This is a genomic window from Psychrobacter sp. SC65A.3, assembly GCF_025642195.1.
In the GTDB taxonomy this organism is placed as follows: Bacteria; Pseudomonadota; Gammaproteobacteria; order Pseudomonadales; family Moraxellaceae; genus Psychrobacter; species Psychrobacter cryohalolentis.
Window position 1 is genome coordinate 871419 of record NZ_CP106752.1, and the last position, 25324, is coordinate 896742.

The following is a 25324-nucleotide window of genomic DNA, read 5'->3' on the forward strand; positions in this document are numbered from 1 at the left end:
TGATATGGGCTGTATCGATTTTATATTAAACTGACTATAGTCGCTTCTCTTCTCCATGGTCCAATTAGAGTGGGCTTTCCCATAATAAGGACTGTCTCTTTAGCTATATTTTTTTCCTTATCTAAAGCAATAATGGCATTGCCAAGCCTGACGTAGGCTCGCAATAAGCGGAATGTCGTTTATGCTAAAAAAGTCGCAAAAATAAACAATGAAGAAATCATATAGCTGCTGCGTATAGACAGATAATAGCTACCATACGGTAAAACACGATTATTGTCATCGTATTGTCATAACGGCATCGTATTCTTGAGCTCACTATAAATAGCGGTTGCGTATCACTCATATCTTTAGTCATTCACTGATTTGTTGATAACAGTTAGCGCATAGATATCAGGTGTGTTTATGAAGGTTGTTGATCGGTTTGGTAGTATCTCCACCCGTATACTGATTATTTTAACATTGGCTTTTTTACTCATTATTTTGCTGGTGTATTGGGTCATCGAAACCCAAGCCAAGCCGCGCATACTGGAGATGACCTCAGAGACAGTGGTTGAAACAGGTAATGAAGCCATCAATAGCATTATGGCGAGTATCAATCATGTCGACGGATTGGCCAAAGCCACCAGTACGATGGCTGGTGGCTTACCAAAACAAGACATTCTTTATAAAGAAACCTTTGGTAATCTCATGCAACAAATGGATCAACGCATTGTAGGCGGTGGCGTATGGTTTGATCCAAATATGTACACTGAAGGTAGAGAGCGGCAGTCATTTGTGTGGGCGCGCGATAGCTCAGGCAAGATGCAGCCATTAGCGGGCTATAATCAAGCGCGCCAAACCCCGAATCCCTATTATCGTGATTGGTGGTATATTCCTGCGATGTACGCGCGTCATGACCACTGTGTTTGGAGTCGTGCCTATGTCGATCCGGTGAGTAATCAGCCGATGATGACGTGTGCCAAGGCTTTATACGACAGTCGCAATCAGGCTTTTGATGGAGTGGTGAGTTTTAATCTGCTCTTGGATAACCTCGATGAGGCGATGAAAAAGTGGCAAGATAAGCTCGGTGGTTATGTCTTTTTAGTAGACTTGGACAATCGGTTTTTGACCTTTCCCGATCAGTCGATGGTCATGCACGCAACTAAAGATAGCGGTCAGGGCGAGGTCGTAACGGCACGTCAGTTGGCAGATGCCAACCCTAGCTTTGCCCCTATTGCGGACAGTCTAGATAGTATTAATCAGACACTGATAGATGAGGCAGTAACTAAAGATGAAAGCCGCTATACGCTCGCTGCTCGTAGTATTCTAAGTACGACCAATCTGAATAAAATTAGCGAGCAAGAGTCCAAATTGCTCTCAGCATTATTGCTGTTAAATATCGACCAAACGTTTAATTTGGTAGACAGTCATTTGGTCGATACCATCGCTGTGCCCAATGATTTTGTGTTGCAGCAGCCCGCCACCGCCTTCGTGTTTCGCATGCCGTTTACGTATTGGAAGATGGTCATCGTCAAGCCTGATAATGACCTGATGAGCGTGGCAAATGCCCTGTCTAATAAACTGATTCAAGCCATGCTGTTTGGTTTCATTCCTATCTTATTGTTGACCGCATGGGTGTTTCGTCGCTACTTTACGCGGCCGCTAAAGCACATGGCACAGTCAGTGGCTGATATGGGGTTGTTGATTGAGCAGAAAAAATATCAACAATTAAGCGCGCATAAACTGCCTTATTCAAATGTCAGCGAGATTCAAATTATTAGTGAGCAGACCAATCAGATGATTGATCGCGTCGTCGAGAATGAAGGCGCACTTGCTGAAATCAATGTTCATCTAGAAAAACAAGTCGCTGCCCGCACGCAAGACTTACAGCAAGCCATGGATGAATTAAAAGCCTCGCAAGTGCATCTGGTGCGTTCTGAAAAAATGGCTACATTAGGTCAAATGGTGGCAGGGGTGGCGCATGAGGTCAACACGCCGCTCGGCTACGTGCGTAGTAACATGGAATTGGTTGGCGATAATCTCATGCGTTTTGATGAGTTGCTACAACATACTGATCAATTATTGCAGGTCTTAAAAGCACCAACTATTAATCAAGAACAAGTCGAGCAACTGATAGAGCAAACCTTACAATGCTGTGAGGAAATTAAAGAAGATGAGGTCAGTGAAGATTTGGCCGATTTGATTAAAGATGGACTTTACGGCGTCGATCAGATTGCCGAGCTGGTCGTGAGTTTGCGCGATTTTTCTAGAATTGACGAATCTAAGGTAAAAGATATCGATATCAATGAGTGTATCAATACCTCATTGATTATGGCTCGCAATAACTTAAAAACTCTAGACGTCAAAACCAACTTAGCCGAGCTGCCGCTGATTCAATGTAATCCTTCACAAATCAACCAAGTACTATTAAACCTATTTAATAATGCCGCCCAAGCCATACCGAGTGATCATAAAGGGACATTACAAGTCACGTCGTCTGTGGATAAGGCGCAGAAATCTGTTGTGGTACGCATCATAGACAATGGATCTGGTATCAAAGAAGATGTTTTAAATCATATCTTTGAGCCGTTTTTTACCACCAAAAAAGCAGGCGATGGCACAGGGTTAGGATTGGCCATTACGGCACAAATTATGGAGCAACATGATGGACGCATTGAGGTTAGCTCAATAGTTGGGGAGGGCACGACATTTATCCTCATGCTACCGATACAGCCTATCGCTCATGAAAAGAAACCTTCGCAAGCCTTATTTGAAAGTTAAGAGACTTCCCATCACTTATTTAAAGAGAGCGTCATGCAAAAACCAAAAATCGCTTTTATTGATGACGAGCCACGTATCTTGCGCAGCTTAAAAATGCATTTTCGCCAGTCACATGACGTATTTATTACTACCGATGCTACTGAGCTGATGGAATATGTCAGCCAGAATGAGGTACAAGTGGTCATCAGCGACCAACGCATGCCAGATAAGCAAGGTACGGAAGTATTGAGTGACATTAAAGCGGCTTCGCCAAATACTATTCGTATCTTGCTAACCGGTTATGCGGATCTAAATGCCGTGATGGATTCTGTGAATGAGGGCGAAATTTATCGCTATATCACAAAGCCATGGCAGAATGATGAGCTTAAACAAATCGTCAATAAAGCCACAGAAATAGCTCAGCAAACTCAAGAAATCACCCAAAACACTATGCAAGGTAATGACACTCAAAAAGTTAGTGGTGGCACTGGTAGCAATCGTAATATATTGGTATTAGATGACGACGAGAGCGTCTATCAGCAAATAAAAAGTCACTTTAAGAGTGCTTATACCGTGAGCTGGGCCAGTAACCTTGAACAGGCAGCAAAATTATTACAAAAAAAACGCTTTGGCGTCACTATTACGGATTCGACACTCAATAAAGAAAATATTACCCCTATTGTTTATGCCTTAAAAAACATCCAGCCAGATTTGATGGTTCTTATGTTGACTGAATTCAAAGACGCCCATATGGTCATTGATTTAATTAATAAAGGTCAAGTATATCGCTGCCTACCACGGCCGACCAACTTCTCTATCATGAGTATCAGTCTTGATCGTGCTTTTGATCATCACGAAAGATTGGTAGAACAGCCGATACTGGCGGCTCGCCATCATGTCGAAGAAGTGACAGAATCGGAGGCTTTGAATTTTTCTGAAAGACTTAAGGGTTTCTTTGCTAAGTTCAGAGGTTGGCGCATTATTAGATAGAATATAGCCTCAGATATAATCAATAATGGCACTCCTAGCTTCAGCGAATGTCTGACTGCTGTGATATGCCATCTGTAGCGCCTTAGCGGTCAGCACACTGTCTGTCAGGGGAGTCTGAGACTGAGATGGTAAAGCCCACCATATGCTGGGCATATAAATTTAAAACAACGGCTAGATAGCATCAGCTGCTTTTAATACGAATATAAGTCACGTCGCCCGTCCAAATTTGATTGGGCATAGTTGGGCTAAAATTGAGGTTCAATAGGTTCTCATGGGCTTTATACGCGTTCCTGTTGAGTGTCGGGCAATACTGGTGCGGTTCGGTTGAAAGCTGTAATTAATTACAATAATTGTGATGATGTCATTAGTTTGTCACATCAGAAATCTAGTATAGCGAGTTATAAATTCTTAAGTACAAGACAGCGGGAAAGATAATGTTCGCCACAAAAAAACAAAGTGATATACAAGTTAGTCAGCAAAGTTTTGACGCCATTATGATGTTAGCAATCACTACGGTCTCAGATGATATTGGTAGTGCACCTACCGCTGATACGCCCTTGTTTGATGAGGCGCACGAAGCCTATTGTGCCCAGCTTTTGCAGAGTATCATTGGGTGGCAAGAAGAGAACAATCAAGACCGATTAGTTGATGCCAATGCTACCCAAAGTTACGATTATGCTAAGCGTGAGGCATTGATAAAAGTTGCAGAGACGAAGCTCTACAACGCACTGCATAAGGATGATTGTATTAATAAGGAGATGATGTAGTGGTATGTTAACCAAGTTAATAAACTATAAAAAATAAAGCAAGGAAGAGCGTGTTTGTCTAGGTGTTATGATATGACTTAAGCCACGCCGCACTGTAGTGTTATATTTTCTATACTGACCCCTGCCGTCAAATCCTTACAGTTAAACTTGGGAGATTTTAGTTACGCAGCTTGACGATAAAAGTCAAACCACATCTGTCTTGGTGATCGATAGCCTAAACCCTTTTGATTCCTGGTTTCACTGCGAGCACAGCTCTCATCTTGCGTCGGGGCGAAGCAGTGCTTCGCTTTCTCCCTCCTCATTTAGGATCTTTCGTTCCTCTTCAGCTACTTTGAGCTGTCATTTAAGACGCTTGTTTTCTTCGATCCCCGCTATGAGTTTAGGGTCATATTGAGCTGTTCCAAGTTTGCCTTGATTGGCTTTATTGTGCCAATTAGATAAGATCTGCATGGGCGATACCAAGCTGCTCTGCGGTCGCTGAAATATTCGTATTGTTGTCCGCTATTTTCTTGACGGCTTCGGCTTTGAATTCTGTGCTATAAGTTCTGATTTTCTTGGTCATGGTAAACTCCTATGAATACGCTTAGTTTACCAAGTTTAGCTGTACGGTTTCTTCAGCATAGCTCAGACTTAGTAAAGATGCTTGGTGGTAAGGTCGAGACTAAAAAGGATTCAAAGTCGTTTTAATAATTGAGGAGTTTTACTTAAATGAAAGACATAGATATTGAAATTTTTTTGAATGAACTATATATGAAAGGTCAGATTAATGATTCAAAATCTACCAATAAAATTGACAAGTACCTCAATATAACGCCAGATACAGGTCAGTTCTTAGGTTTTCTGGCTCAATTCACGTCAGCAGAAAAAATATTAGAAGTAGGTACTTCAAATGGTTATTCTGCTGCTTGGCTAGCATTATGGACTGATGAAGCCGCTCAGATCACCACAATAGAGAATGATCCTAAGAAGATCAGCGCTGCAAGAGAGAATTTTTTAAGTACAGGTCTAGTGGATAAGATTAAAATTATTGAGGGTGATGCACCCATGATTTTATCAAAAATAACGGAAAGCTTTGACTTAGTTTTTGTTGATATGGATCGAAAATTGTATTTAGATATCTTGGAGGATGTAATACGGTTAACTAGGACAAAAGGTATCATTGTGTTTGATAACGCAGTCTCTCATAAGGATGAAATGACAGACGTTTTTAATTATTTCAATGGTAATCCACAGTTTCACACCTATTTAGCTCCCATTGGTAAAGGTGAGTTCGTGGCGCTAAAAAAATGGTAGGTCGTTTCTGATTGATATTAATCGCACTTACTCAGTGAAAGCCATCAGTAAAGCGAGTCAAGGTGCAGGTTCATAGGGGTTATAAAGTGTACTAAATAGATACGGTTGCTTGAACCTTGAACCTTTGACTATAGGCTAACTCTCAGAATGTTAAGTCCCAGACAGTCTGAGGCGGTTCAGATAGTTCACCACCAATAAGTCGGATACTGTTTACCTTTACCCAAATTGTTATAAATCAGCGCTACCATGACCAAAATGATTGAACCGAGTAGGGTAGGTGTTATCAAAAAACTCCAATTTACTGCGCCTAGCATAACTATTAAAGGGTTAGACCCAGCAGGTGGATGAGGCATTCTAAATATCAGCATTAGTGCAATGGCAGTGCCAACAGCAGTTGCCATACTCCACCAGTGAATACCAAATAACGTCATGAATACCAGTCCTGTAAAAGTCGCAATAACATGTCCACCTATAACATTTCTCGGCTGGGCAAAAGGACTGGCAGGATAGGCAAATATCAATAAACAGCTCGCGCCAAACGATCCTAAAATCATAATAAGTTCTATTGAGCTTCCTAACATAGCAAGCGTTGCAGTTGCAATGGTGCCGCCTAGCCAAGCCACTACTATCATCGATAAAGGCAATCTCTTTGGGCATTGGTTCACTTGACCGCTTAACTTATGCCAGTTAAAGAATGAATGCATACTTACTCCTCTCATAAATAAAAAGGTATCACTACGAGTATACTGATTGGTATACATACTAAGTATACCGAACGGTATCCGATAATGCTATTATTGTGATTCATTGAGTAACAATAACAGGAGCAAAACCAATGGAATTACGAGATGTCATTCTACAAAAAAGTTATGAGCTCTTTTATAAGCAAGGCTTTCACGATAGTGGAGTGGAGCTGTTAGCAAAGCAAGCAGGGACTACCAAGCGGACTCTGTATGCCCATTTTGGTAGTAAAGAAGGATTGATTGAGGAGGCGCTTAATTATCGTCATCAGATGTTTATGACTCAATTAAAGGATGACTTTGATAATTTTGAGATTGAGCAAGTAGCAGATGTTGCCACTTGCTACTTAAACTTCCTCAAGAACTGGACGTTATCAGAGGACTTTTATGGCTGTATGTTTATTAATGCTTGCGCAGAGTATTCAGATAAGCAGTCTTCACCGCATGTAATAGCCAAGCAGCATAAAACTAAGGTTAGGCAATGGCTATTTGATAAGCTTGAACAGATAAGTGCAGAAAATGCTAAGCAGAAATCTGACATTTTGTTTGTATTTGGCGAAGGTATTATCGTTGCGGCGCAAACAGGTCAGGAGTCATTAGAGTTAAATGCTGAGTTTTTCAAGGCTTATTGAATGTATTTGTTTATCTGTATAGTGGCAACTACTCTACTTGGGGTTTTTCTTAATGTCACCGGTGTAAAATATGGTTTTCTATTATCGGGAATGTTAGTTTCACTTTTTTTTGTGACTTATACTAAAAGGGCAGTCACACATACATTCTATTTTCCATATATTCAAATAGTTCTTGGCATCTCAACAGGATTATACTTTGAAGACTGGTCTATGGAGGTACTGTACATAACTGCTGGAAGCATTATTGTCATGATATTTTGTCTTATCCTTCAATCCTTCCTATCTTTTATTTGGCTTCATAAAAAAGCAAAATGGTCCAAGTTAGATTCAATCCTTGCAGTATATCCTGGCTCTCTAGCGGTAGTTATTGATATGTTTAATATCATTAAAGTGAGTCCAAAGGTGATGATTACTCATATAGTGAGGTTGTTCTTATTGACTATAATTTTGACTCTATTTGGACCAGTGCAGTACGCTGCTGTAGATACAGCGAGCCATATTTTTACTATAGAAACGTCAATAGTATTGATGATGTTATTAATCTCATGTGCATTCTTGGGTAGATTATTAGTAAGTTACCGAATACCTGCTCCATACTTATTGGTTTCAATGTTGATGACGATAGTTCTAGTCAAGTTTGGATTGTTGGCTGGTTTTACAGTTCCTTCTTTAATGATTGATAGTGCCACTATTGTATTAGGTATCCTGATAGGGTCTTTATTCGCTGGTATCTCATTTCAAGAGTTTAAAACTAGCATCAAAGACAGTGTCGTTGTTTTTTGTGTAGGTATGATCTGTACTGTAAGCTTCTCTATTTTAGTGTCAAAAATTTTAAATGTAGCGTTCTCACAACTTTTCCTTTCATACGCTCCCGGTGGAGTTGAGACAGTCACGGTAATCTCAGTGGCTTCAGGACTAAATGTTATGTTCATTATTTCACATCATTTGATAAGAATACTTATTCTACAGTTGGCGCCAGTGTTGTTTGCCTCCAAATTGCGCAAGCTGTGAAATGAGGTTTATAGCTGACTATTATTAAATAAAACATATAAAGAGAGTGAGATGCCAAGTTTTATAGTTGTAGACAATGAAATTATTAACCTATCGGAAATAAGACGGATAACTGCGGATAAAAAGCGACTTACAATTACATTTCATTTAGGATTTTGGAATGGTAACGTATTCAAAAGATGTACTGATAGCCAGCATTTTGAAGAGGTTTTTAAGGACATAGTAACTAAGTTAGAAGCCGAGCGTATTTGATTATACCTATGGCGAACCAATCAAGTGCTTTCATTGGTTCGGTTCCCTAGTGAGGACTTAAAGCTTTTGCTGTAGGCTATATACGCTAGTAAATATATCTATTAAAATAATGGCAGTGTACTTCGTGGTGTACATGAACTGAGCTATTCAAACATAAATATTAACTAAAGGCTTTCTGCTAACAAATTATGATAAGTACTATATTTACATCAAAGATTGATTTTTGGTTGGCGTTTTTAATATTGGGTTCTAGTTTACTACTCGTTTTGGTGCCTGTATGGGAATGGATGTATAACAATAGTTCTATTAAAAGAATAATGTTTATTAGCCTTTTTACCATACCAACTGCGTTACTGCTATTGGTACTGTTTTTTAATATAAAGTACACTTTGACAGCTGACACATTGTTAGTGAAAAATGGTTTTTCTACTCAGAGCATTTCATTGAAAGACATTAACAATATCACTCCTACCAGCAGTACTTTATCTGCTCCAGCACTGTCTTTAGATAGGATTGAGATAAGATATGAAGGTGGTAGCATAGTGATATCACCAAAAGACAAAGATAGGTTCTATCATGCAATACAAGAACGTGTACCAGCATTAAAAACCGATGATAATAATGGGCTGATAAAGAGTTAGCCGATAGTTCGATGCGCTATACAGGAGTCGAACACTAGGTCGTATACCTGTAACTTAAAGTCTTTTTGCGTCTACTATTCTAATTTAGACAAAATCATTAACAACTTTGATATGTCGCTATTACGATTTTATAGACAATCTTGGTAATTCTGTTCATTTGAAAACCTAACACACTTCTCTATACTTCACATTTTTCAGGTTGGATATCCTCGAATTGGGGCTATAGGAAAAAATGCCATAAGCTCATCTTTCTTTCTTCTCTTACACTTATCTAAAAAATCTAATAACTCTTCTTCGTTTTTCATGAAAATATTAAGCTGCTCAAGAGATAGCTCATAATACTCTATATAATCAACATAGCTATTTCTTACTGGAAAAGACAAATAGCACTTGCCTGTGGTTATTTCTTTTCCAAGAGAGTATCTAAACTCTCTATTTATTTTTACATCTTTAAAGTCGTAACTCATGATTTCTCTATCTTATAATATTTTTCTTATTTTATAGATTCCCTTAAAATTTTGATCAGAATGTAGTTATCGAGCTATACTTTTTATCATCATGTAAGTTAATAAGGTATACCCCAAGGGAACCAGTTATTTCATACTTCAAACCTATTAATAGACTACTTAAAGCAGATTTTTGAATTATAGCCTCTACCATGTCAAAGTAGGTCGACCAAATATCATAATACGACAATATCTTACATGTACCTATATTATTGGCCTACAGATATTATATAATTGAATAATCACAATGTAAACTGTAGTCGAATAAAATTTAACACGTATTTAGGCACTGTGTTTTTATAGTGTTTTTACCTCTACTCTATTGTCAGATTAGACCGATAATACCAATATTGAGTACATAAGTAATAAGTAAGCAGAGCCTTCTCCTGGTTGATATTCAGCGAAGGGCGACAGGAGGACTAGCTGCTACTTTTGAGATTGATACTGAAATCGAGATTATTTAGTCGGTGATAGTATTAAATATCTATATTTTGAGGACCAAAAAATAAACTATAGTCCAGTCTGTTTTCTACAGTGATGAGGTGATTAGTTACTGCAAGATTTAATGATTTGATAGAGAAGGGCATGATGAAAAAATCTGAGGCTTCAGGACGTAGTACGAGCTATGAGTTAACTCTGGAGAGGTTTTATAATGGGTCCAAGTCTATTATGTTAAGACAAGATATATGAGCAAATTCCTGTTAATACGTTTAGCTTACCAAGTTTAGGTGTACGGCTTATTCAGCATAACTCAGTTTGGTTGCTGGTTACTTAATCCGTATGGCAGCGGTTTGAGCTATGCTGAAGAAACCGTATAACTAAACTTGGTAAACTAAGCATATTAATCGGAGTTTACCATGACCAAAAAAATCAGAACTTATAGCACAGAATTTAAAGCTGAAGCCGTTAAGAAGATAGCAGACAATAACGGCAACATCTCATCGACCGCAAAGCAGCTTGGCATCGCCATGCAAACCTTATCTAATTGGCATAACAAAGCCAATCAAGGCAAGCTTGTCGGCACAGAGCAATATGATCCTGATCTTATGAGTGCTCTTCAAGAAATAAAGCAGCTCAAGCGGCAGATCAAAGTTGCCGAAGAGGAACGAGAGATACTAAAAAAGGCGACGGCGTACTTCGCGAAAAACAGCCCGTAAAGTACGCCTTTATCAAAGACAATCAGCAGATATTTAGCATCACTACTATGTGCCGTGTATTAAAGATTAAGCCATCGAGCTACTATGACTGGATTAGTCGTGACATCAGTGATCAGCAGATACATCGCAACCAGTCTGAATTACTGGTTAAAGCGGCTCACAGTGAAACGAAAGAACGTTATGGCGTAGATCGACTGCATGCTCATCTAAGCGAGCAAGGCCACAACATTAGCCTGTATATGGTCAGAAGCATTAAAGAAGAACATGGCATTAAATGCCGTCGCCACAAGCGCTTTAAAGTGACCACCGACTCTAATCACAACAAGCTGGTTTATCCAAACGTGCTGGATCAGAAGTTTGATGCCAATCGTCCTAATGAGTCTTGGGTCAGTGACATTACGTATATCTGGACCAATGAGGGCTGGTTGTATTTAGCTGGAGTCAAAGATTTGTACACCAAAGAGCTGGTCGGGTATGCGATCAATAAGCGAATGACAGCAGATCTAGTATGCCGTGCACTCAATATGGCAATCAAGAACAAACGACCTAGCAAAGGGCTAATAGTTCACTCTGACAGAGGCAGCCAATATTGCAGTCATGCCTACCACAAGATCATCAAGCGACATCAGTTTGCAGGCTCAATGAGCGCTAAAGGTAACTGCTTTGATAACGCACCTATAGAGAGTTTCTGGGGCGTATTAAAGAATGAATTAGTATATCACCAAGACTATAAAACAAGATTTGCAGCTATCAGCGATATCATTGGATATATTGAGTTGTACTACAACCAAACTAGGATTCAAAAGAGCTTGGGCCATAAATCGCCAAGACAGGTGTGGTTTGATTATTATCGTCAAGCTGCGTAATTAAATTTCCCAAGTTTAATTGTACGGATTTGACGGCAGGGGTCAACGGCAGGGCTGCGGCTTGCTTCATGCTGAGTGTTTTAGGTTTTTTAGCCATTAAACGCACATCAACTAACATGAATTCAGCAAGTGCACCATCAATACCGTTGAGGCCACCAGCCATACCATAAACTTCGTCACCAATACTAAATTCAGTGACGTCGGCACCTATCTCGCTCACAATACCAGCTACATCACCGTGTAGTATCTCTGGCAAATTCTCCGACCAAGGCAGCTCGACTGAGCGCAGCATGGTATCAATAGGATTCACACTAGTGGCTTTCACTTCCACAACCATGTGACCTAGTGTTGCCGTTGGTTTTGGTTTTTCTGCCAATTGAAAAACTGCAGTTGTACCGATTTCTTTAATGATCATCGCTTTCATGTTATTACCCTTTACTAGTGTGAATGTCTTATTGTTTGTTTCAGGACAATCAGTTTAGACATTGCTAATCCAGCAAACCATTACCCAGCAAACAAATTACTTTTGCTTTTTGAGCAAGCCATAGTTACAGTTAAATGGAATACCTATCAACTTAATAAAGGAGTGGCGATGAGCTCAATAAATCGACTGGCATACTTCAATAGTGTTGTCGAAACCGGTAGCATTTCAGAGCTAGCCGTATCTTTGATGTACAGCCGTCCTCTATTTCACGGCAGTTAGCAGTGCTTGAAAAAGAGTTGGGGGTACGTCTACTCAATAAAACGACCAGAAACACCAGTTTGACTGAAGCGGGGCACAAATATTACGAATACTCTCAGCGAATTGTGTCAGAGTTTGATAATGCCAAAAGAGCCGTTAATGACTTACAAATAACGCCGCAGGGTAAGCTGAAAATCAGCATGACAGTCGGTTTTGGTGAAAGTATGGTATTGCCGTTAATACCGAAATTTATGTCGTTATATCCAGATATTGATATAAAAATTGAGTTAACAGAGCGGGTTGTAGATCTTATAGAAGAAAATATTGACGTGGCTATTCGAAGTGGACGCCTATCTGATTCGACTATGATTGCCCGACGCTTGGTATTTAATGATTTTCTGCTGTGTGCAAGCCCCCAATATTTAAAAAATAATGGCACGCCTTGTAGCATTGACGATCTAGCTGATCACCAATGTATCCGATATGGTTATAACGGTTGGAAAGAGTGGTTTTTGATAGCAGAAGATCGTAAAAAGTTGATGATTAATAGTCAGGTTTCAGTGAACTCGGTGAATGGTCAGAAGCAGCTGGTATTGAATCATACAGGTCTGACGCTAATCCCATTGTGGGCTGTTAAAAGTGAACTGGCGAATGGGTCATTGGTTCAAGTCATGCCAGATCATATTTTTAGTCCCTATGAAGAGCTTAGTGCTACTTACGCTATTTATTTAAAGCGAGATATGGTTTCACCAAAAACACGCGTTTTTTTGGATTTTTTGGTAGAACACGTGATAGCGATTTGAGTTTGGGCCTACAGCTTGATCGCACAAATTTTTATAGTCGATGACTGCTAAATGCACTTTCATAAAGGTTAATGTTATTAAAGACCGAGTATGAATAGTTTATGAAAAAATAGGAGACTGCCCAATCCGCGGATTATTTCATATACGATACATGGCTAGGCACTCATGACTTGATGAATGCTTCTAAATTTAAAATGACTTATTATTCTTAAATATCAGCCTATGGAGATTTCATGACATCTAAATTATTTATCAGTGGCTCAATTATGCTGGCCCTCGCTACACTGTCTGGACTAATGGAAAGCTTGTTTTATGGTGACATTGCTTCTGATGGCGTGCTCCAAGAAAGCTTGTTTTTACCTCTGACTTTTATTTTTTTAGCCTTAGCAGTAATTCTTTATTGCTTATCACTAATCATGCAGGCAAAAACAAGCGTGACAGGTACTCAAATGAACTAAATGCTTATTCCACAACCACATTTATTGTTCCCAAAAGAGCAATTATGATAAATGGATTTGATGCAAAAAACTTAATTCGCAAGATACGTATACAATGAAAACACTAGGATGCTCTTTTGACACGGTCTAACCAGAAGCATCTAAAGAGTTCATCAAAGCAGTCACCACTAAATTGTTTACATTTTTGAGTGAAAAAACCACCTCGTCATAATTTGAAGGTAGCTCCGCAATGGGCACCTTCACAAAACCATCCTTTCTTATTGTGCTTTCGCTCCATGCAAATCCTACACCTAAGTTTTGGTAAACCGCATCGTAAACACTTTCTTGGGTGTTTACGATATACGTAGGGGTTATCTCTAAATTAATTTTTGCTAGCGCCTCATTTATAAGTTTTTGAGTGGTAGAGCCGTGCGTGCGGAATATGACGGTTTCCGACGCCAGCTCAGTTAAACTCATAGAATCTTTTGATGCAAAAGGATGGTTAGGTGAGCATAAAGCAACAAGCCTTTGGGTAGCACATTTCTTAAACTGCAACCTGTCATCCTTTGGTACATTTGCAAGAATGCCAACATCTACTTGACCGTTAACTACTCTACTGAACGTTTCATAGAAATTACCAAAATAGATTTCAGTCTGTAGCTTGGGATAGCGCTTACTAAACTGCCTGATAATTTCAGTGCCCGGCAGCGGGCTGCATAGACCCACCTTCAATATAGCTGCTTCAAAAACTTTACTTCTTTGAATCAGTTGCTCTAGATCATATTCAACTGCTCGTATTTTACTCGTTAACGATCCAAGCTCTAAGCAGTAATCTGTTGGCACAAGGTGTCTGCCACGCTGCATAAATAGCTTAAACCCAAGATTGTTTTCAAGCGTAGATAGTGCTTGGCTAATGGCAGATTGAGATACGCCTAAACGTTTAGCTGCCTGCGTGTAATTACCTTCCTCAAGCACAGAGTCTAAGATGTTTAGTTGACTATAGGTGTAGGGCTTTTTCGTCATATGACCGCCGTCTTTCGTATCGGTTTTCGGTTGCAGAGATTGTCAGGTCTATCTCTGGGAAGTACGAGAAGTTATACACGATAAATAAGACTGAATGATTAAATGTATAAGCTAACCTTATATTTGACGCCAAACTGTCATATTCATCTTCTATATTAGTTACATGTAAACGATTAAAGCATTGAACAATTTACCTAAATGTATTTGCTTGAGCTATCACTCACTGCCAATACCAAAATATAAGTTTGGGCTTGAATTATGTTAGAACTAAGAAATGTGACTAAGAAGTATGATGGCAAAGTTATTTTTGAGGATATCTCCCTAAAAGTGAATAAGGGTGAGATTGTTTCAATATTGGGCCCATCTGGCTGTGGGAAAACCACGTTACTGCATATTATTTTAGGTCTAACCGATATTAGTTCTGGTCGACTTGCCTATGATAATGAAGACATCACACGTGTGCCTATGAAGCACAGAGGTTTCAATATTGTATTCCAAGACTATGCTTTGTTTCCTAACTTGAATGTAAAGCAGAATATTGAATATGGGCTACGTAATAGACCTAACGTCAGCACACAAGCTGAGGTTGATGAGCTGGTTGACCTTTTAGAGATTAAGCCGCATTTGAGCAAGCGAATCAGCCAGCTCTCTGGGGGACAAAAGCAGCGTGTTGCATTAGCGCGTACTTTAGTGATGAAGCCTAAGATTTTATTATTAGATGAGCCTTTATCTGCATTAGACGGGGTTATTAAAGAGACCATTAAGGCACGTATTCGCGAGATTGCAGAGCGTTATGAGCTAACCACTTTGATTGTGACACATGATCCTGAAGAAGCGATGACACTCTCTGATCGCATTTTGTTGTTATCAGACGGCAAAATAGCTCAATATGCTAAACCATCAGAAATCATCAAAAACCCTGCCAATGATTTTGTTGAGAGCTTTATCTTGAACCAGCTAAATATCAAACGCCGTAATATCTTGAGCCTATTTGAAGCGGACAATGCGCCAACTGACCCCTTAGAAAAATACACTCAAATGAGACCTGTGCTAGATGGCAGCTCAGTCACTGAAGATATTAACTCCATAATCCAGCGCACAGCCGCTAAATCCATTAAAGATACCTCCAAAGGTTAATAAAGGTTGATCGCACTAGGCCAACGCTGGTCTCTCAAAACTTACTTATTTCGCGCGTAGGTCATTATGAAACTTAATAACTCACCGCTAATGAAAGCCTTGTGGCTTTTTATTGGTGCGCTATTTCTCGTCTTTATGTTTGTGCCTTTAGGCAAAATGTTGATGCTGTCATTTAATGTGGCTGATGGATTAGGTCTAAGCCACTATGTCGATATCATCAGCAGTAATGACTTCAGACAAGTGATGTTAAATAGTTTTTTTGTCGCCATTGTTAGTGCGATGAGTGCCACCTTTTTGGCATTTATCCTTGCTTATACGGTGCACTGGACTAACTTGCCAAAGGGTTTTAAACAAACCATTAAGCTTGCGTCACTGTTCCCTATGCTATTGCCAACAGTGACTTATGGGTTTGCCATTATTTACACCTTTGGTAAGCAAGGTCTACTCACCAAGATAATTGGCTTTCAGTTGTTTGAAGACATATATGGTTTCTATGGTATGTGGCTTGGCTACACCATCTATACCTTGCCAATAGCCTTTTTACTGCTTAACAATACCTTTCAGTATTTGGATAAGAAATTCGTAATCGTATCAGAACTGATGGGCGATTCACGCTTACGCCAGATAGATATGACGGTCATTCGTCCTTTAATTGGTACGTTTGCAGCCGCTATCATTCAATGCTTCTTTTTGGCCTTTACTGACTTTGGTATTCCAGCCTCTATTGGTGGTCAGTACAAGGTCATCGCCACTGAGCTTTATACCCAAATACTGGGTGCATCTCCCTCGTTTGAAAAGGGCTCTGTGGTTGCCTTGTTTATGCTAATCCCCTCTGTTTTGAGCATTCTACTGCTTTGGTATGTGGCTCGATTCAATGTCAGGTATGACTCAGTAGAGCATTTTAACTTGCCTACCTCAAAAATCAAAGACAGGCTTCTTGGGGTATTGTCCAGTGGCATTTTGATTTCACTGTTATTCGTATTCGCTGTGATATTCATCATTCCATGGATTAAGACATGGCCTTATGAGATGGCGTTTAGTACAGACACATTTACTAAGGTGATTGAGTCTTCAAACCTAATGCGAGTGTATAAAAACTCACTTATTGTCGCGACCTTAACAGCTATTTTTGGCACTATTATTACCTATGTTGCCGCGTTGATATACGAGCGCTCAGGGTTATTCAAGATAGGAAAGCTGACGATCGAAAGCTCAGCCTTAGTAACCAATACAGTGCCGGGTATGGTTATTGGTATTGCTTACCTGATGGTTTTTTCAGGCTCATCGATATCGAACACCATCTTCATTATTGTGATTAGTAATATCATTCATTACTTCTCGACACCTTATCTCATGAGCAAAAATGCACTGTCAAAAATGAACTTAGGCTGGGAGACCACAGCTTCTTTACTTGGAGACTCATGGCTACAGTCTTTACGCCGAATTGTTGTACCCAACTCAATATTTACACTTATCGAAGTGGCCTCGCACTTCTTTATCAGTGCGATGGTCAGCATCAGTGCAGTGATATTCATTTCAGGTGCGAAGACGATGGTGCTGACTACAAAGATTGTTGAATTACAGCACTTCGCCCGCTTTGATGAGATCTTTATCTTGTCGCTGATGGTGCTACTCACAAATATCACGGCATTAATATTCTTCGCAGTGGCGCGATACCTTTATACCAGAAGCATCAATGGCACAACAAAAATAAAAGTGAAAAAAACCACAGTGACGACGGTCGCTTAGATATTTCAACACAGTTTAGGCGTTGATGTGACGAAAACCAATTGAACCGTTAACCACTCAAATAATTAGGAAAAACAATGAATTTATTCAAAACGATAATAACGGGATTGACTTGCGGAGTTTTAGTGGCAGGCTGTGGATCGCAAAGCTCAGGTGATACGGCTGGCGAGGAAGTGATTATCTATAGTAATGCTGATGAGGAGGCAGTCGAGGTTATTCAAGAGGTGCTTGATGAGGCAGGCTTTGAAGGTCAATACATATTTCAATCATTCGGAACGGGTGAGCTGGGTGGCCGACTATTAGCTGAAGGAAAAAATATTGAAGCTGACATGGTGACAATGAGCTCATTTTATATCGAAAGTGCTCAAGCAAAAAAACCAATGTTTAAAGCGTTAGCATTTACGGCAAATCCACAGATTGCGACGCCTAATTACTATGCACCGATCCTCAGCTTTACGGGTGCCATCTTACTCAATACCAAAGAGATGGAAGCCAATAATCTTCCCATACCTACCAGTGCCAAAGACTTAGCAAATCCTATTTATAAAAATCAAATTTCTATGGTTGATCCAAATGGCTCGTCAACCGGTTGGCTATTTGTACAGGATATTGCTGCTGAATATGGCACCGATGCTGAAGGTCAACAAATCATGAATGCTATTCGTGAAAATGCAGGGCCTAATTTAGAACTATCTGGCTCTGGTCCTCTTAAAAAGGTAATGGCAGGTGAGGTGCCTATCGGTTTTGGTCTACGTCATCAGGCAGTCGCTAATAAAGCAAAAGGTTTACCAATTGATTTTGTTGATCCCAGTGAAGGTAATTACACATTGACTGAATCGGTTGCTGTTATTGATAAAGGAGAGAAAACCAATCCTAAAGCAATGAAAATGGCTGAGTTAATTGTCACTAAAGCTCGCCTAGGTTTATTAGAGATTTATCCAAATATTGTGTATGACGGCGAGACAGTAGCTGCTGAGAATCAGATTGATAATTCTAAGACCTACCCAGAGCCATTAACTGCCGAGCTGTTAGATAAGCACCGTGCTTTTTTCCATGGTGAGTAATTTTAGTTGAATCAAAATAATGCCCATTCATGCTTAGCTATATTAGTTCATAGGTTAAGCAAGTAGAGGGCTAATTAATAAAGATGTATGGGAAGAGCAGATATGACAATGAGCAAAATACTTTCTGATACAACATACGATGTAGTTGTCGTAGGTGGCGGCATCGTTGGGCTGGCAAGCGCCTACGCCGCCGTTAAAAAAGGCCTGAGTGTCGCGGTTGTAGAACGCCAGTCTCAGAACAAAGATGCTTCCGTTCGTAATTTTGGATTTGTGACCGTTAGTGGTCAGCGTCGAGGTGAGCATTGGCAACGCGCCATGCACTCACGTAATATTTGGGCCGAGATTGCGCCAAAAGCAGGTATTCAGGTAGAGCATATCGGTCTGCATATGTTAATGCAGCGACCTGAAGCGGTAGATGTTGCACAAGCTTTTTTAAAGACGGAAATGGGTGAGGGGTGCCGACTACTGACACAGTCTGAAATTAATGAAGCCGCGCCTTATCTGAACAAGGGAGAAGGGGTGTTATATAGTCCTCATGAGCTTAGAGTGGAGTCTAATACTGCAGTCGCTAAGCTGGCTCATTGGTTACAAGAGACGCAGAGTGTGGACTTTTATAATCATACCACCGTGACTTCGGTGGAATTACCAAAAGTGCATACCAGCCGCGGTTTCCTTAACGCTGAGCATTGTGTGGTCTGCCCAGGATCTGACTTTACTGGCTTATATCCAGACGTGTTCGCTAAGACCAAAGCTAAAATGTGCACGCTAAATATGATGCGAGTCATGCCCAAACAGGCATTTAGATTAAATGCCGCTGTCATGTCAGATTTAAGCTTTGCCCGTTATGATGGATTTGCTCAGTTACCTGAAGCTACGGTACTAAAAACCTTACTTGATGATATTCAAAGTGTAGAGCGTCAAGCAGGTGTCCACCTAATTGTGGTTCAATCTGAAGATGGCTCACTAATCATCGGCGATAGTCATGATTATAGTGATAGAGAACTGCCGTTTAGAGACACTCGAATTGATGATCTAATCATTAATGAATTTAAGCAGGTGATGAATATTGGTGAGATAGATATTACTCAGCACTGGTTGGGTGTATATCCAAGTGCAGATGACGTGGTATTTAAGACATCACCTGAAAAAGGCGTGGTAGTCGGTGCAGTCACCAGTGGTACAGGGGCATCAACAGGTTTCGCATTTGGCGAAGAGTTAATTGAATTGGTATTGGAGTCAAAGCAATGAATACAGTAAATAATAATGTAACAAGCAGCAGCTCACATAGTGATAGTTTAAACAGTATTAAAAATAAATTTTTTGACATTAAGCTTTGTGTATTTGATATGGCTGGCACAACAGTAGATGAAGGTAACCTGGTCTATAAAATCGTACGTAATGCCATCAATGAAGTACTGATGCGCGCTGGCAAGTCAGATAAGCAAGTGAGTCTTGAGTTATGTTTAGAATATGGTGCAGGTAAAGAAAAACGCAATGCCATCCGTGATATTTTGGACATGCTAGATTTATCTGATGCTGATATTGAATCGTTAACGGATACTGCATTTGCAGTTTTTAAAGTCAACCTTGCAACTGCTTATAACAAGGACACCTTATCTGAGTTTGAAGGCATGTCAGAGTTGTTCGAGCAGTTGAAGGCGAGCGGTCGTCATGTGGTATTAAATACAGGATATGATGCTAAGACTGCTAATAAAATTTTGACTATTTTAGGTTGGTCTGTGGGGGATCAAGTAGATGCATTAATAACAGCCAATGATGTAGACAATGGCCGTCCAGGCCCTGATATGATTACTCTTGCGATGAAACAATTTAATATTGATAACTCACAGCAGGTGTTAAAAGCAGGGGATAGTGGTATCGATATTGAGGAAGGCCAAAATGCAGGGTGTGGGCTGGTTTTAGGTGTGCTATCTGGTGCACAAAATGAGCAGCAGCTAGTGAAATATTCACCTGATGCGATTTTAGACAAGCTGACTGAATTAAAGGAGTTCATTTAACTCAAAGCTAAGTCTAAGCTTCAATATACAAAAAATAGTAAAGCCATAAGAGCAATGACTTTTATGGCTTTTTTGATTTGGAGGGTCTATTCTAGATTCTGTGTAACTGCCGTTTGGATTAAAGGCTTACTAATACGGTCATCAAACATAAAGCGATCTAAAACAGATGTTCAGTCACGGATCGACGCTTGCTAGGCTTCTAAGTACGCGACCTTAAATACAGCCTGATCAAACGGGGACACCTTAGGTTGAATTGCCCCGACTATATCGGAGGGTGATTTACTTCTTTTATCCAATTTATTTGCCATAACATCCGTTTTTGGAATAAATAGTGATCTTTTTAAAATATTACAGCTCATTCGTAACGACTGAAAAATTATTAAAAGAGCCATAATAAAATTAACACCCCTGAAATAATGGGGTTGATCAATGAATATTTGATCTTTAGTATAAATCAGTATATTGAGTTCAATATAGACAACAGAAACTGAAGGTAATGACTACCCTATAATCAATAAACAAAAAAATTAAGCCTATCCTGTTATTGTTAGTCAGCCCCTACTCTAAAACTTTTAAGCCCGCTTGAGCAACCTGCACATCTTGACTACCGTGTGCGCCTCCGACACCAATGCCACCAACCACAACGTTGTCAATGTAGATGGGTACACCGCCATCTAAGATAAGTATATTTTCATCCAAGTAGCGAATATCGCTAGGAATCGTTCCATCTGCGATACCCTTAGCAATGACGGCGGTTTCTCTTTTCTGCGAATTAGCAGTATATGCTTTTTTATAACTGGCACGGATAGTATGCACCCCTGCTCGATGGTCTCTTAACACCGCTAGCGTCTGCCCAGAGGCATCAACGACCGTAATCGACACCATCCACTGGTTTTTCTTAGCTTCTAGTGCGGCGGCTGTCACCATTTTTTGTGCTATTTCACCAGTTAATACAGGAATTGTTGCCACATAAGCTCCAGGATTATTTACGTTCGGTTTTATTTGATGGCTGTGTGAGGAGGTGCTGGCACAAGCCGTAATTGACAACATTGACGTTGCAAGAGCAGCACAAACAAGTAAGTTTTTCATTTTAAATCCTAAGAGTTAGTTTAGCGATTATTTAATATAAGCGTTATTGAGTATTTGGAAGATTCATCGCCTTAGCATAACCTGTGGGGGCAAACTTCATCGTGACCATCAGCATTGCTACCAGCGTGATCAAAAGTAGCAGCCAAACGATCTGAAAGCTACCTGACCATTCCCGTAAAAATCCTGCGAAATAAGGAACAATCGCGGTAATAATAAAGCCAACGCCTTGTACAAACGCCGTCAATGCTCCAGCCAATCTAGGTGCGGATAGATGGTCAAGCGCTACGGTAAGCGTTAATGAAAAACAAGCCCCAAGACCACCCCCCATCATAGCGACCCACAAAATCAATAGTGATTCTGGCATCAATATTAATCCTGCAAAGCCTATAATCTGAATACCCACAGCAAAAAACAACCAAGGGCGGCGATCTAAGCGCTGAGCGGACAGCGCAGGCGCAGCTAACGCACCCAATACTTGAAAAACAGTCATAATACCGATCAGCTCGCCACTACCTTGTGTGCTCCAGCCTAAATCATGAGCATAGGTTGGTAAAAATGCAATCATACAAGCATAGCCTGCGTTCGCCAAACCGAAGTAACTGGCCAATAACCATGCGCGCCGATTCTTAAAAAAATTGACTGCCACGCCATTGTGCTTCTTGTCCATCACCTCGGACGGTCTTAACCACCATAAAAAAATTGCTACTACAGGCAACAGCAACCATATTCCAAGACCCGCTTGCCAAGTGCCATAATACTGAGCGACTACTGGGCTCAGTGTTGCAGCAATACCGCCTCCAGCCATCAGCAGCGCTGAATAAACCCCCATGGCTAATGGGACACGCTTAGGATACCAACGTTTTACTATGCCAGGCGCTAACGCCTGTACGATAGCGATACCCGTACCGCCTATTAAAGCGCTAGCAATCAACGCCCAACCTGTTCCTAAACCCAAACGCCATAAACCAGCTGCAGCAATGGCGAATAGCCCACCTGTTATCCAAGCGTTTTCGCTCAGATGTTTTCCAATCAAAGGTAGTAATAAAGGGAAAATACCCATGCACAGCATCGGTAATACGACCAATAAAGAGGCTACTTGTAAGCCCATACCAGTACTCTGTCGAATCACATCAAGCAGAGGGCCAGTGGACGTCAAGGTTGGGCGTAGCGTTAATGCCAATCCAGCAATCACGAACATAGGCCAAAAGAGCATCAGCGCCGATTGGTGTCTCGTAGAGGAAATACATTTAGTAGTCATTAGTAAGGTGGTGTCCTTTATTACTAAAAGTGTAGCCACAAAAAGCCGACGTTTTCCATTTTCTAAGGTTTTAAATTGAGAGACCTTTAGCTTTTTCAAAAAGACTTATAAAACTTTACAACCGATTAGAAAGGTTTAAAAGGTAGGAACTTACCATCAAGAGTAATGACCGCACGGTCGCCACCTTCTGGATCGGCCACTTTTTTGATATCCATTTTAAAATTGATTGCGCTGATGATACCATCGCCAAACTGCTCATGTACCAGTGCTTTAAGAGTCGTGCCATAGACCTGCATCATCTCATAAAATCTATAGATGGTAGGATCAGTCGGCATTTCACTACCGACGCTACCACGGTGTGGAATTGCTTGTAGTAAAACGATCGCTTCGTCATCTAGACCTAACGTTTCGCCGACTTTTTGTGCGGCTTCCGCTGGCAACGGATGCTGACCTAGTAGCGCGGCAGTCACATAGACATCGCTAAGATTAGTGCCTTCGGCTATCTGCTCAAAAGATAAATTTTTATCAGCTTTAGCGGCAATGATAGTATCGGTTAAAGCTTGACGGGCGGTGTTGCTAACTTGAGACTGAATCATAGGAATCCCTTTTCTTGGTTAGTGGTTAGTGGTTAGTGGTTAGTGGTTGTGAGTAAGTTGTTATTAGTAAATAAGGACAATTAAGTAAGCCGTATTTGTCATCAATAAAACAGTAAGGATGGTTTAAATTGCGAGTGGCAATGCTATAGGATAAGCACGAACCTCTGTATTTTCAGCAAGCGCAACAAATGTGTTGTTAGCGCCATCTAATGCATCAATGCCACCCGTTTCGATATCGTACACCCAGCCATGTAAGGTCAAACGATTTTCTCTTATCGCCAAACGAACAGAGGGATGGGTTTTGATATTCTCAATCTGAGCAATGACATTTTCACGCACCATGGATGCCACGCGCTCGCTGTCATTCAGATGAGTGATGGATTCATTGACCACCCGCGCCGAGTCGGCATACTTTAGCCAGCTACCCACCGCGGGCATATGCTCCATGCAGGTGCAATTGGCAATTGCTGTCATCGCGCCGCAGTCTGAGTGCCCACAAATCACCACATCGGTCACTTGTAATGCGCTGACGGCATACTCTACCGACGCTGACACCCCGCCCGGCTCAGGGCCATAAGAGGGAACGATGTTGCCAGCGTTGCGAATCACGAACAGACCACCCGGTTCATGCTGAGTCACCAACTCAGGGACCAAGCGACTGTCTGAGCATGAGATAAACAACGTGCGCGGGTTTTGCTGCGTTGCCAAATTTTTAAATAAATCAACGCGTTTTGGATATGCTTCGCTGTGGAATTTTAAAAAGCCTTCGATAACATCTTTCATAACGGCGGTCTCTGTTGTGTTGATAAAGTGAATACTACGCCGTTATTCTGATAAGGTAAAATACTGGTATATTATGATATCGATAATAAATACTTATAGATAAAACGGGAGATATAAATTATGATGGATGCTAATCATCCACGTTCGCCTTAACGATAAAGTAATCACCATAAGAAAAACCATCGAGCAACCATGATACTCAGACACATAAAATACTTTCTAGCGGTTGCCAAGCATCAAAGCTTTACCCAAGCAGCAGCGTCTCTTTATGTTTCGCAGCCGGCTTTATCACAACAAATTAAGCAATTGGAAGAGACGCTGGGAGCGCCTTTATTTGATCGGTCGGGACGTCGTGTTAAGCTTACTCAAGCCGGTAAGGTATATGTGCGCTACGCCCATAAGGCGCTACAGGATTTAGAAGAGGGTCAACGAGCAATTCATGATGTGCAGAACTTGAGTCGCGGCGCATTGCGGATTGCTATTACCCCAACCTTTACCACCTACCTGATTGGTCCGTTGATAAAAGCATTTCATGACCGTTATCCTAACGTTACCTTGAGCGTGCAAGAGATGTCGCAGGAGCAGATGGAAAAGCAATTACTTGATGATGAATTCGATGTGGGTATTGCTTTTGCAGATGTAGGGTCTGCCGATATAGAAGCACAGATTCTACTCATTGAAACACTGGCGTTGGTGGTGAACAAAAATCACCCACTTGCAAAGCATCAAGCGATTGATCTGCTGACGCTAAGCGAACAGGAGTTGGTGTTGCTCAGCCATGAATTTGTCACCCGTGGACAAATTGAGCGTTATTGGCGCCAACACGACATCCAGCCTAAGGTAATGATGGAGGCAAATTCATTAAGTGTCGTGATTGAAATAGTACGCCACACGCAATTGAGCACCTTATTACCCTCTAATATCGTGAGCAATCGAGATGAGCTTATTGCCATTGCTCTGGCACCCTCTTTACTACAACGTACTGCCGTACTACTACAACGAAAAGGGGCCTATCAGAGTGCGGCTACTGAAGCGTTTATTGGCTTAGCGCATCAACACTGTGAGAAAAGTTAAATAGGTAACTACAAAAG

Annotated in this window: 24 protein-coding genes and 1 pseudogene; 16 read left to right on the forward strand and 9 right to left on the reverse strand. The window is 40.7% G+C overall.

The features are described 5' to 3' along the window. Positions 1–402: 402 nt before the first annotated feature. The 3 genes from OEG80_RS03785 (at position 403) to OEG80_RS03795 (ending at position 4496) form a co-directional block, all read left to right on the forward strand. On the forward strand, positions 403–2760 hold the full coding sequence (locus OEG80_RS03785; RefSeq protein ID WP_263241822.1) for a sensor histidine kinase: 2358 nt from the start codon (positions 403–405) through the stop codon (positions 2758–2760). Positions 2761–2793: 33 nt separating this feature from the next. Further along, positions 2794–3729, forward strand: coding sequence for a response regulator (locus tag OEG80_RS03790; protein WP_263241823.1), 936 nt, complete (start codon positions 2794–2796; stop codon positions 3727–3729). 434 nt (positions 3730–4163) lie between these two features. Next, a complete protein-coding gene (locus OEG80_RS03795) occupies positions 4164–4496 on the forward strand; it encodes a hypothetical protein (protein ID WP_020443904.1) in 333 nt (110 codons plus the stop codon). A gap of 342 nt (positions 4497–4838) precedes the next feature. Here the strand turns inward: OEG80_RS03795 and OEG80_RS03800 are convergent. Then, a pseudogene (locus OEG80_RS03800) lies at positions 4839–5058 on the reverse strand (transposase); the annotation flags it as partial. A 146-nt stretch (positions 5059–5204) separates the two neighbouring features. Here OEG80_RS03800 and OEG80_RS03805 point away from each other — a divergent pair. After that, positions 5205–5789, forward strand: coding sequence for an O-methyltransferase (locus tag OEG80_RS03805; RefSeq protein ID WP_263241824.1), 585 nt, complete (start codon positions 5205–5207; stop codon positions 5787–5789). A 185-nt stretch (positions 5790–5974) separates the two neighbouring features. Here the strand turns inward: OEG80_RS03805 and OEG80_RS03810 are convergent, their stop codons facing one another. Continuing rightward, entirely contained in the window at positions 5975–6493 is a 519-nt protein-coding gene (locus tag OEG80_RS03810) for an HPP family protein (protein WP_263241825.1), read from the reverse strand. 131 nt (positions 6494–6624) lie between these two features. Between OEG80_RS03810 and OEG80_RS03815 the strand changes: the two genes are divergently transcribed. The 3 genes from OEG80_RS03815 to OEG80_RS03825 all read left to right on the forward strand — a co-directional run bounded on the left by OEG80_RS03815 (position 6625) and on the right by OEG80_RS03825 (position 9065). Then, complete coding sequence (locus tag OEG80_RS03815; protein WP_263241827.1) at positions 6625–7161, forward strand: TetR/AcrR family transcriptional regulator; 537 nt, start codon at positions 6625–6627, stop codon at positions 7159–7161. Then, the gene (locus tag OEG80_RS03820) at positions 7162–8172 is read left to right on the forward strand and encodes an AbrB family transcriptional regulator (protein ID WP_263241829.1); all 1011 of its coding nucleotides are present in this window, start codon (positions 7162–7164) and stop codon (positions 8170–8172) included. It abuts the gene before it with no gap. 440 nt (positions 8173–8612) lie between these two features. After that, positions 8613–9065, forward strand: coding sequence for a PH domain-containing protein (locus OEG80_RS03825; RefSeq protein WP_020443889.1), 453 nt, complete (start codon positions 8613–8615; stop codon positions 9063–9065). Between the two features lie 194 nt (positions 9066–9259). On the opposite strand, the gene OEG80_RS03830 is transcribed toward OEG80_RS03825, so the two are convergent. Continuing rightward, positions 9260–9532, reverse strand: a complete 273-nt coding sequence (locus OEG80_RS03830) for a hypothetical protein (RefSeq protein WP_020443888.1) — start codon at positions 9530–9532, stop codon at positions 9260–9262. Between the two features lie 896 nt (positions 9533–10428). Between OEG80_RS03830 and OEG80_RS03835 the strand changes: the two genes are divergently transcribed. Further along, positions 10429–11594, forward strand: a protein-coding gene (locus tag OEG80_RS03835; protein WP_263241287.1) for an IS3 family transposase whose coding sequence is annotated in 2 segments (ribosomal slippage) — positions 10429–10687 and positions 10687–11594 — 1167 coding nt in all. Because the reading frame shifts where the segments join, the coding sequence is not laid out codon by codon here. On the opposite strand, the gene OEG80_RS03840 is transcribed toward OEG80_RS03835, so the two are convergent. Continuing rightward, complete coding sequence (locus tag OEG80_RS03840; RefSeq protein ID WP_263241830.1) at positions 11521–12018, reverse strand: alcohol dehydrogenase catalytic domain-containing protein; 498 nt, start codon at positions 12016–12018, stop codon at positions 11521–11523. The two genes, OEG80_RS03835 and OEG80_RS03840, sit on opposite strands and share 74 nt — an antisense overlap. A gap of 281 nt (positions 12019–12299) precedes the next feature. On the opposite strand from OEG80_RS03840, the gene OEG80_RS03845 reads away from it, so the two are divergent. Next, on the forward strand, positions 12300–13079 hold the full coding sequence (locus tag OEG80_RS03845; protein WP_263241831.1) for a LysR family transcriptional regulator: 780 nt from the start codon (positions 12300–12302) through the stop codon (positions 13077–13079). Positions 13080–13312: 233 nt separating this feature from the next. Continuing rightward, positions 13313–13537 (forward strand): hypothetical protein, encoded by a 225-nt coding sequence (locus tag OEG80_RS03850; protein WP_263241832.1) that lies wholly within the window; start codon positions 13313–13315, stop codon positions 13535–13537. A 126-nt stretch (positions 13538–13663) separates the two neighbouring features. Here the strand turns inward: OEG80_RS03850 and OEG80_RS03855 are convergent, their stop codons facing one another. After that, positions 13664–14539, reverse strand: a complete 876-nt coding sequence (locus OEG80_RS03855) for a LysR family transcriptional regulator (protein ID WP_263241834.1) — start codon at positions 14537–14539, stop codon at positions 13664–13666. A gap of 258 nt (positions 14540–14797) precedes the next feature. On the opposite strand from OEG80_RS03855, the gene OEG80_RS03860 reads away from it, so the two are divergent. The 5 genes from OEG80_RS03860 to OEG80_RS03880 all read left to right on the forward strand — a co-directional run bounded on the left by OEG80_RS03860 (position 14798) and on the right by OEG80_RS03880 (position 20507). Continuing rightward, positions 14798–15676, forward strand: a complete 879-nt coding sequence (locus OEG80_RS03860; protein ID WP_263241836.1) for an ABC transporter ATP-binding protein — start codon at positions 14798–14800, stop codon at positions 15674–15676. Between the two features lie 66 nt (positions 15677–15742). Beyond that, a complete protein-coding gene (locus OEG80_RS03865; protein WP_263241837.1) occupies positions 15743–17425 on the forward strand; it encodes an iron ABC transporter permease in 1683 nt (560 codons plus the stop codon). A 77-nt stretch (positions 17426–17502) separates the two neighbouring features. Continuing rightward, the gene (locus tag OEG80_RS03870) at positions 17503–18489 is read left to right on the forward strand and encodes an ABC transporter substrate-binding protein (protein WP_263241839.1); all 987 of its coding nucleotides are present in this window, start codon (positions 17503–17505) and stop codon (positions 18487–18489) included. A 102-nt stretch (positions 18490–18591) separates the two neighbouring features. Further along, on the forward strand, positions 18592–19737 hold the full coding sequence (locus tag OEG80_RS03875) for a TIGR03364 family FAD-dependent oxidoreductase (RefSeq protein WP_263241840.1): 1146 nt from the start codon (positions 18592–18594) through the stop codon (positions 19735–19737). Next, positions 19734–20507 (forward strand): HAD family hydrolase, encoded by a 774-nt coding sequence (locus tag OEG80_RS03880; RefSeq protein WP_263241842.1) that lies wholly within the window; start codon positions 19734–19736, stop codon positions 20505–20507. Before OEG80_RS03875 ends, OEG80_RS03880 begins: the two co-directional genes overlap by 4 nt. A 558-nt stretch (positions 20508–21065) precedes the next feature. On the opposite strand, the gene OEG80_RS03885 is transcribed toward OEG80_RS03880, so the two are convergent. The 4 genes from OEG80_RS03885 to OEG80_RS03900 form a co-directional block, all read right to left on the reverse strand. After that, complete coding sequence (locus OEG80_RS03885; RefSeq protein WP_263241844.1) at positions 21066–21596, reverse strand: GlcG/HbpS family heme-binding protein; 531 nt, start codon at positions 21594–21596, stop codon at positions 21066–21068. Positions 21597–21639: 43 nt separating this feature from the next. Beyond that, positions 21640–22809 carry a CynX/NimT family MFS transporter gene (locus tag OEG80_RS03890; RefSeq protein WP_263241846.1) on the reverse strand — a complete coding sequence of 390 codons (1170 nt, stop codon included), beginning with the start codon at positions 22807–22809 and terminating at the stop codon, positions 21640–21642. A 170-nt stretch (positions 22810–22979) separates the two neighbouring features. Then, positions 22980–23450 (reverse strand): cyanase, encoded by a 471-nt coding sequence (gene cynS / locus OEG80_RS03895; protein WP_020443882.1) that lies wholly within the window; start codon positions 23448–23450, stop codon positions 22980–22982. Positions 23451–23573: 123 nt separating this feature from the next. After that, positions 23574–24233 carry a carbonic anhydrase gene (locus tag OEG80_RS03900; protein ID WP_263241847.1) on the reverse strand — a complete coding sequence of 220 codons (660 nt, stop codon included), beginning with the start codon at positions 24231–24233 and terminating at the stop codon, positions 23574–23576. A gap of 192 nt (positions 24234–24425) precedes the next feature. Between OEG80_RS03900 and cynR the strand changes: the two genes are divergently transcribed. Beyond that, the gene (gene cynR / locus OEG80_RS03905) at positions 24426–25307 is read left to right on the forward strand and encodes a transcriptional regulator CynR (RefSeq protein ID WP_263241848.1); all 882 of its coding nucleotides are present in this window, start codon (positions 24426–24428) and stop codon (positions 25305–25307) included. Positions 25308–25324: the final 17 nt, after the last annotated feature.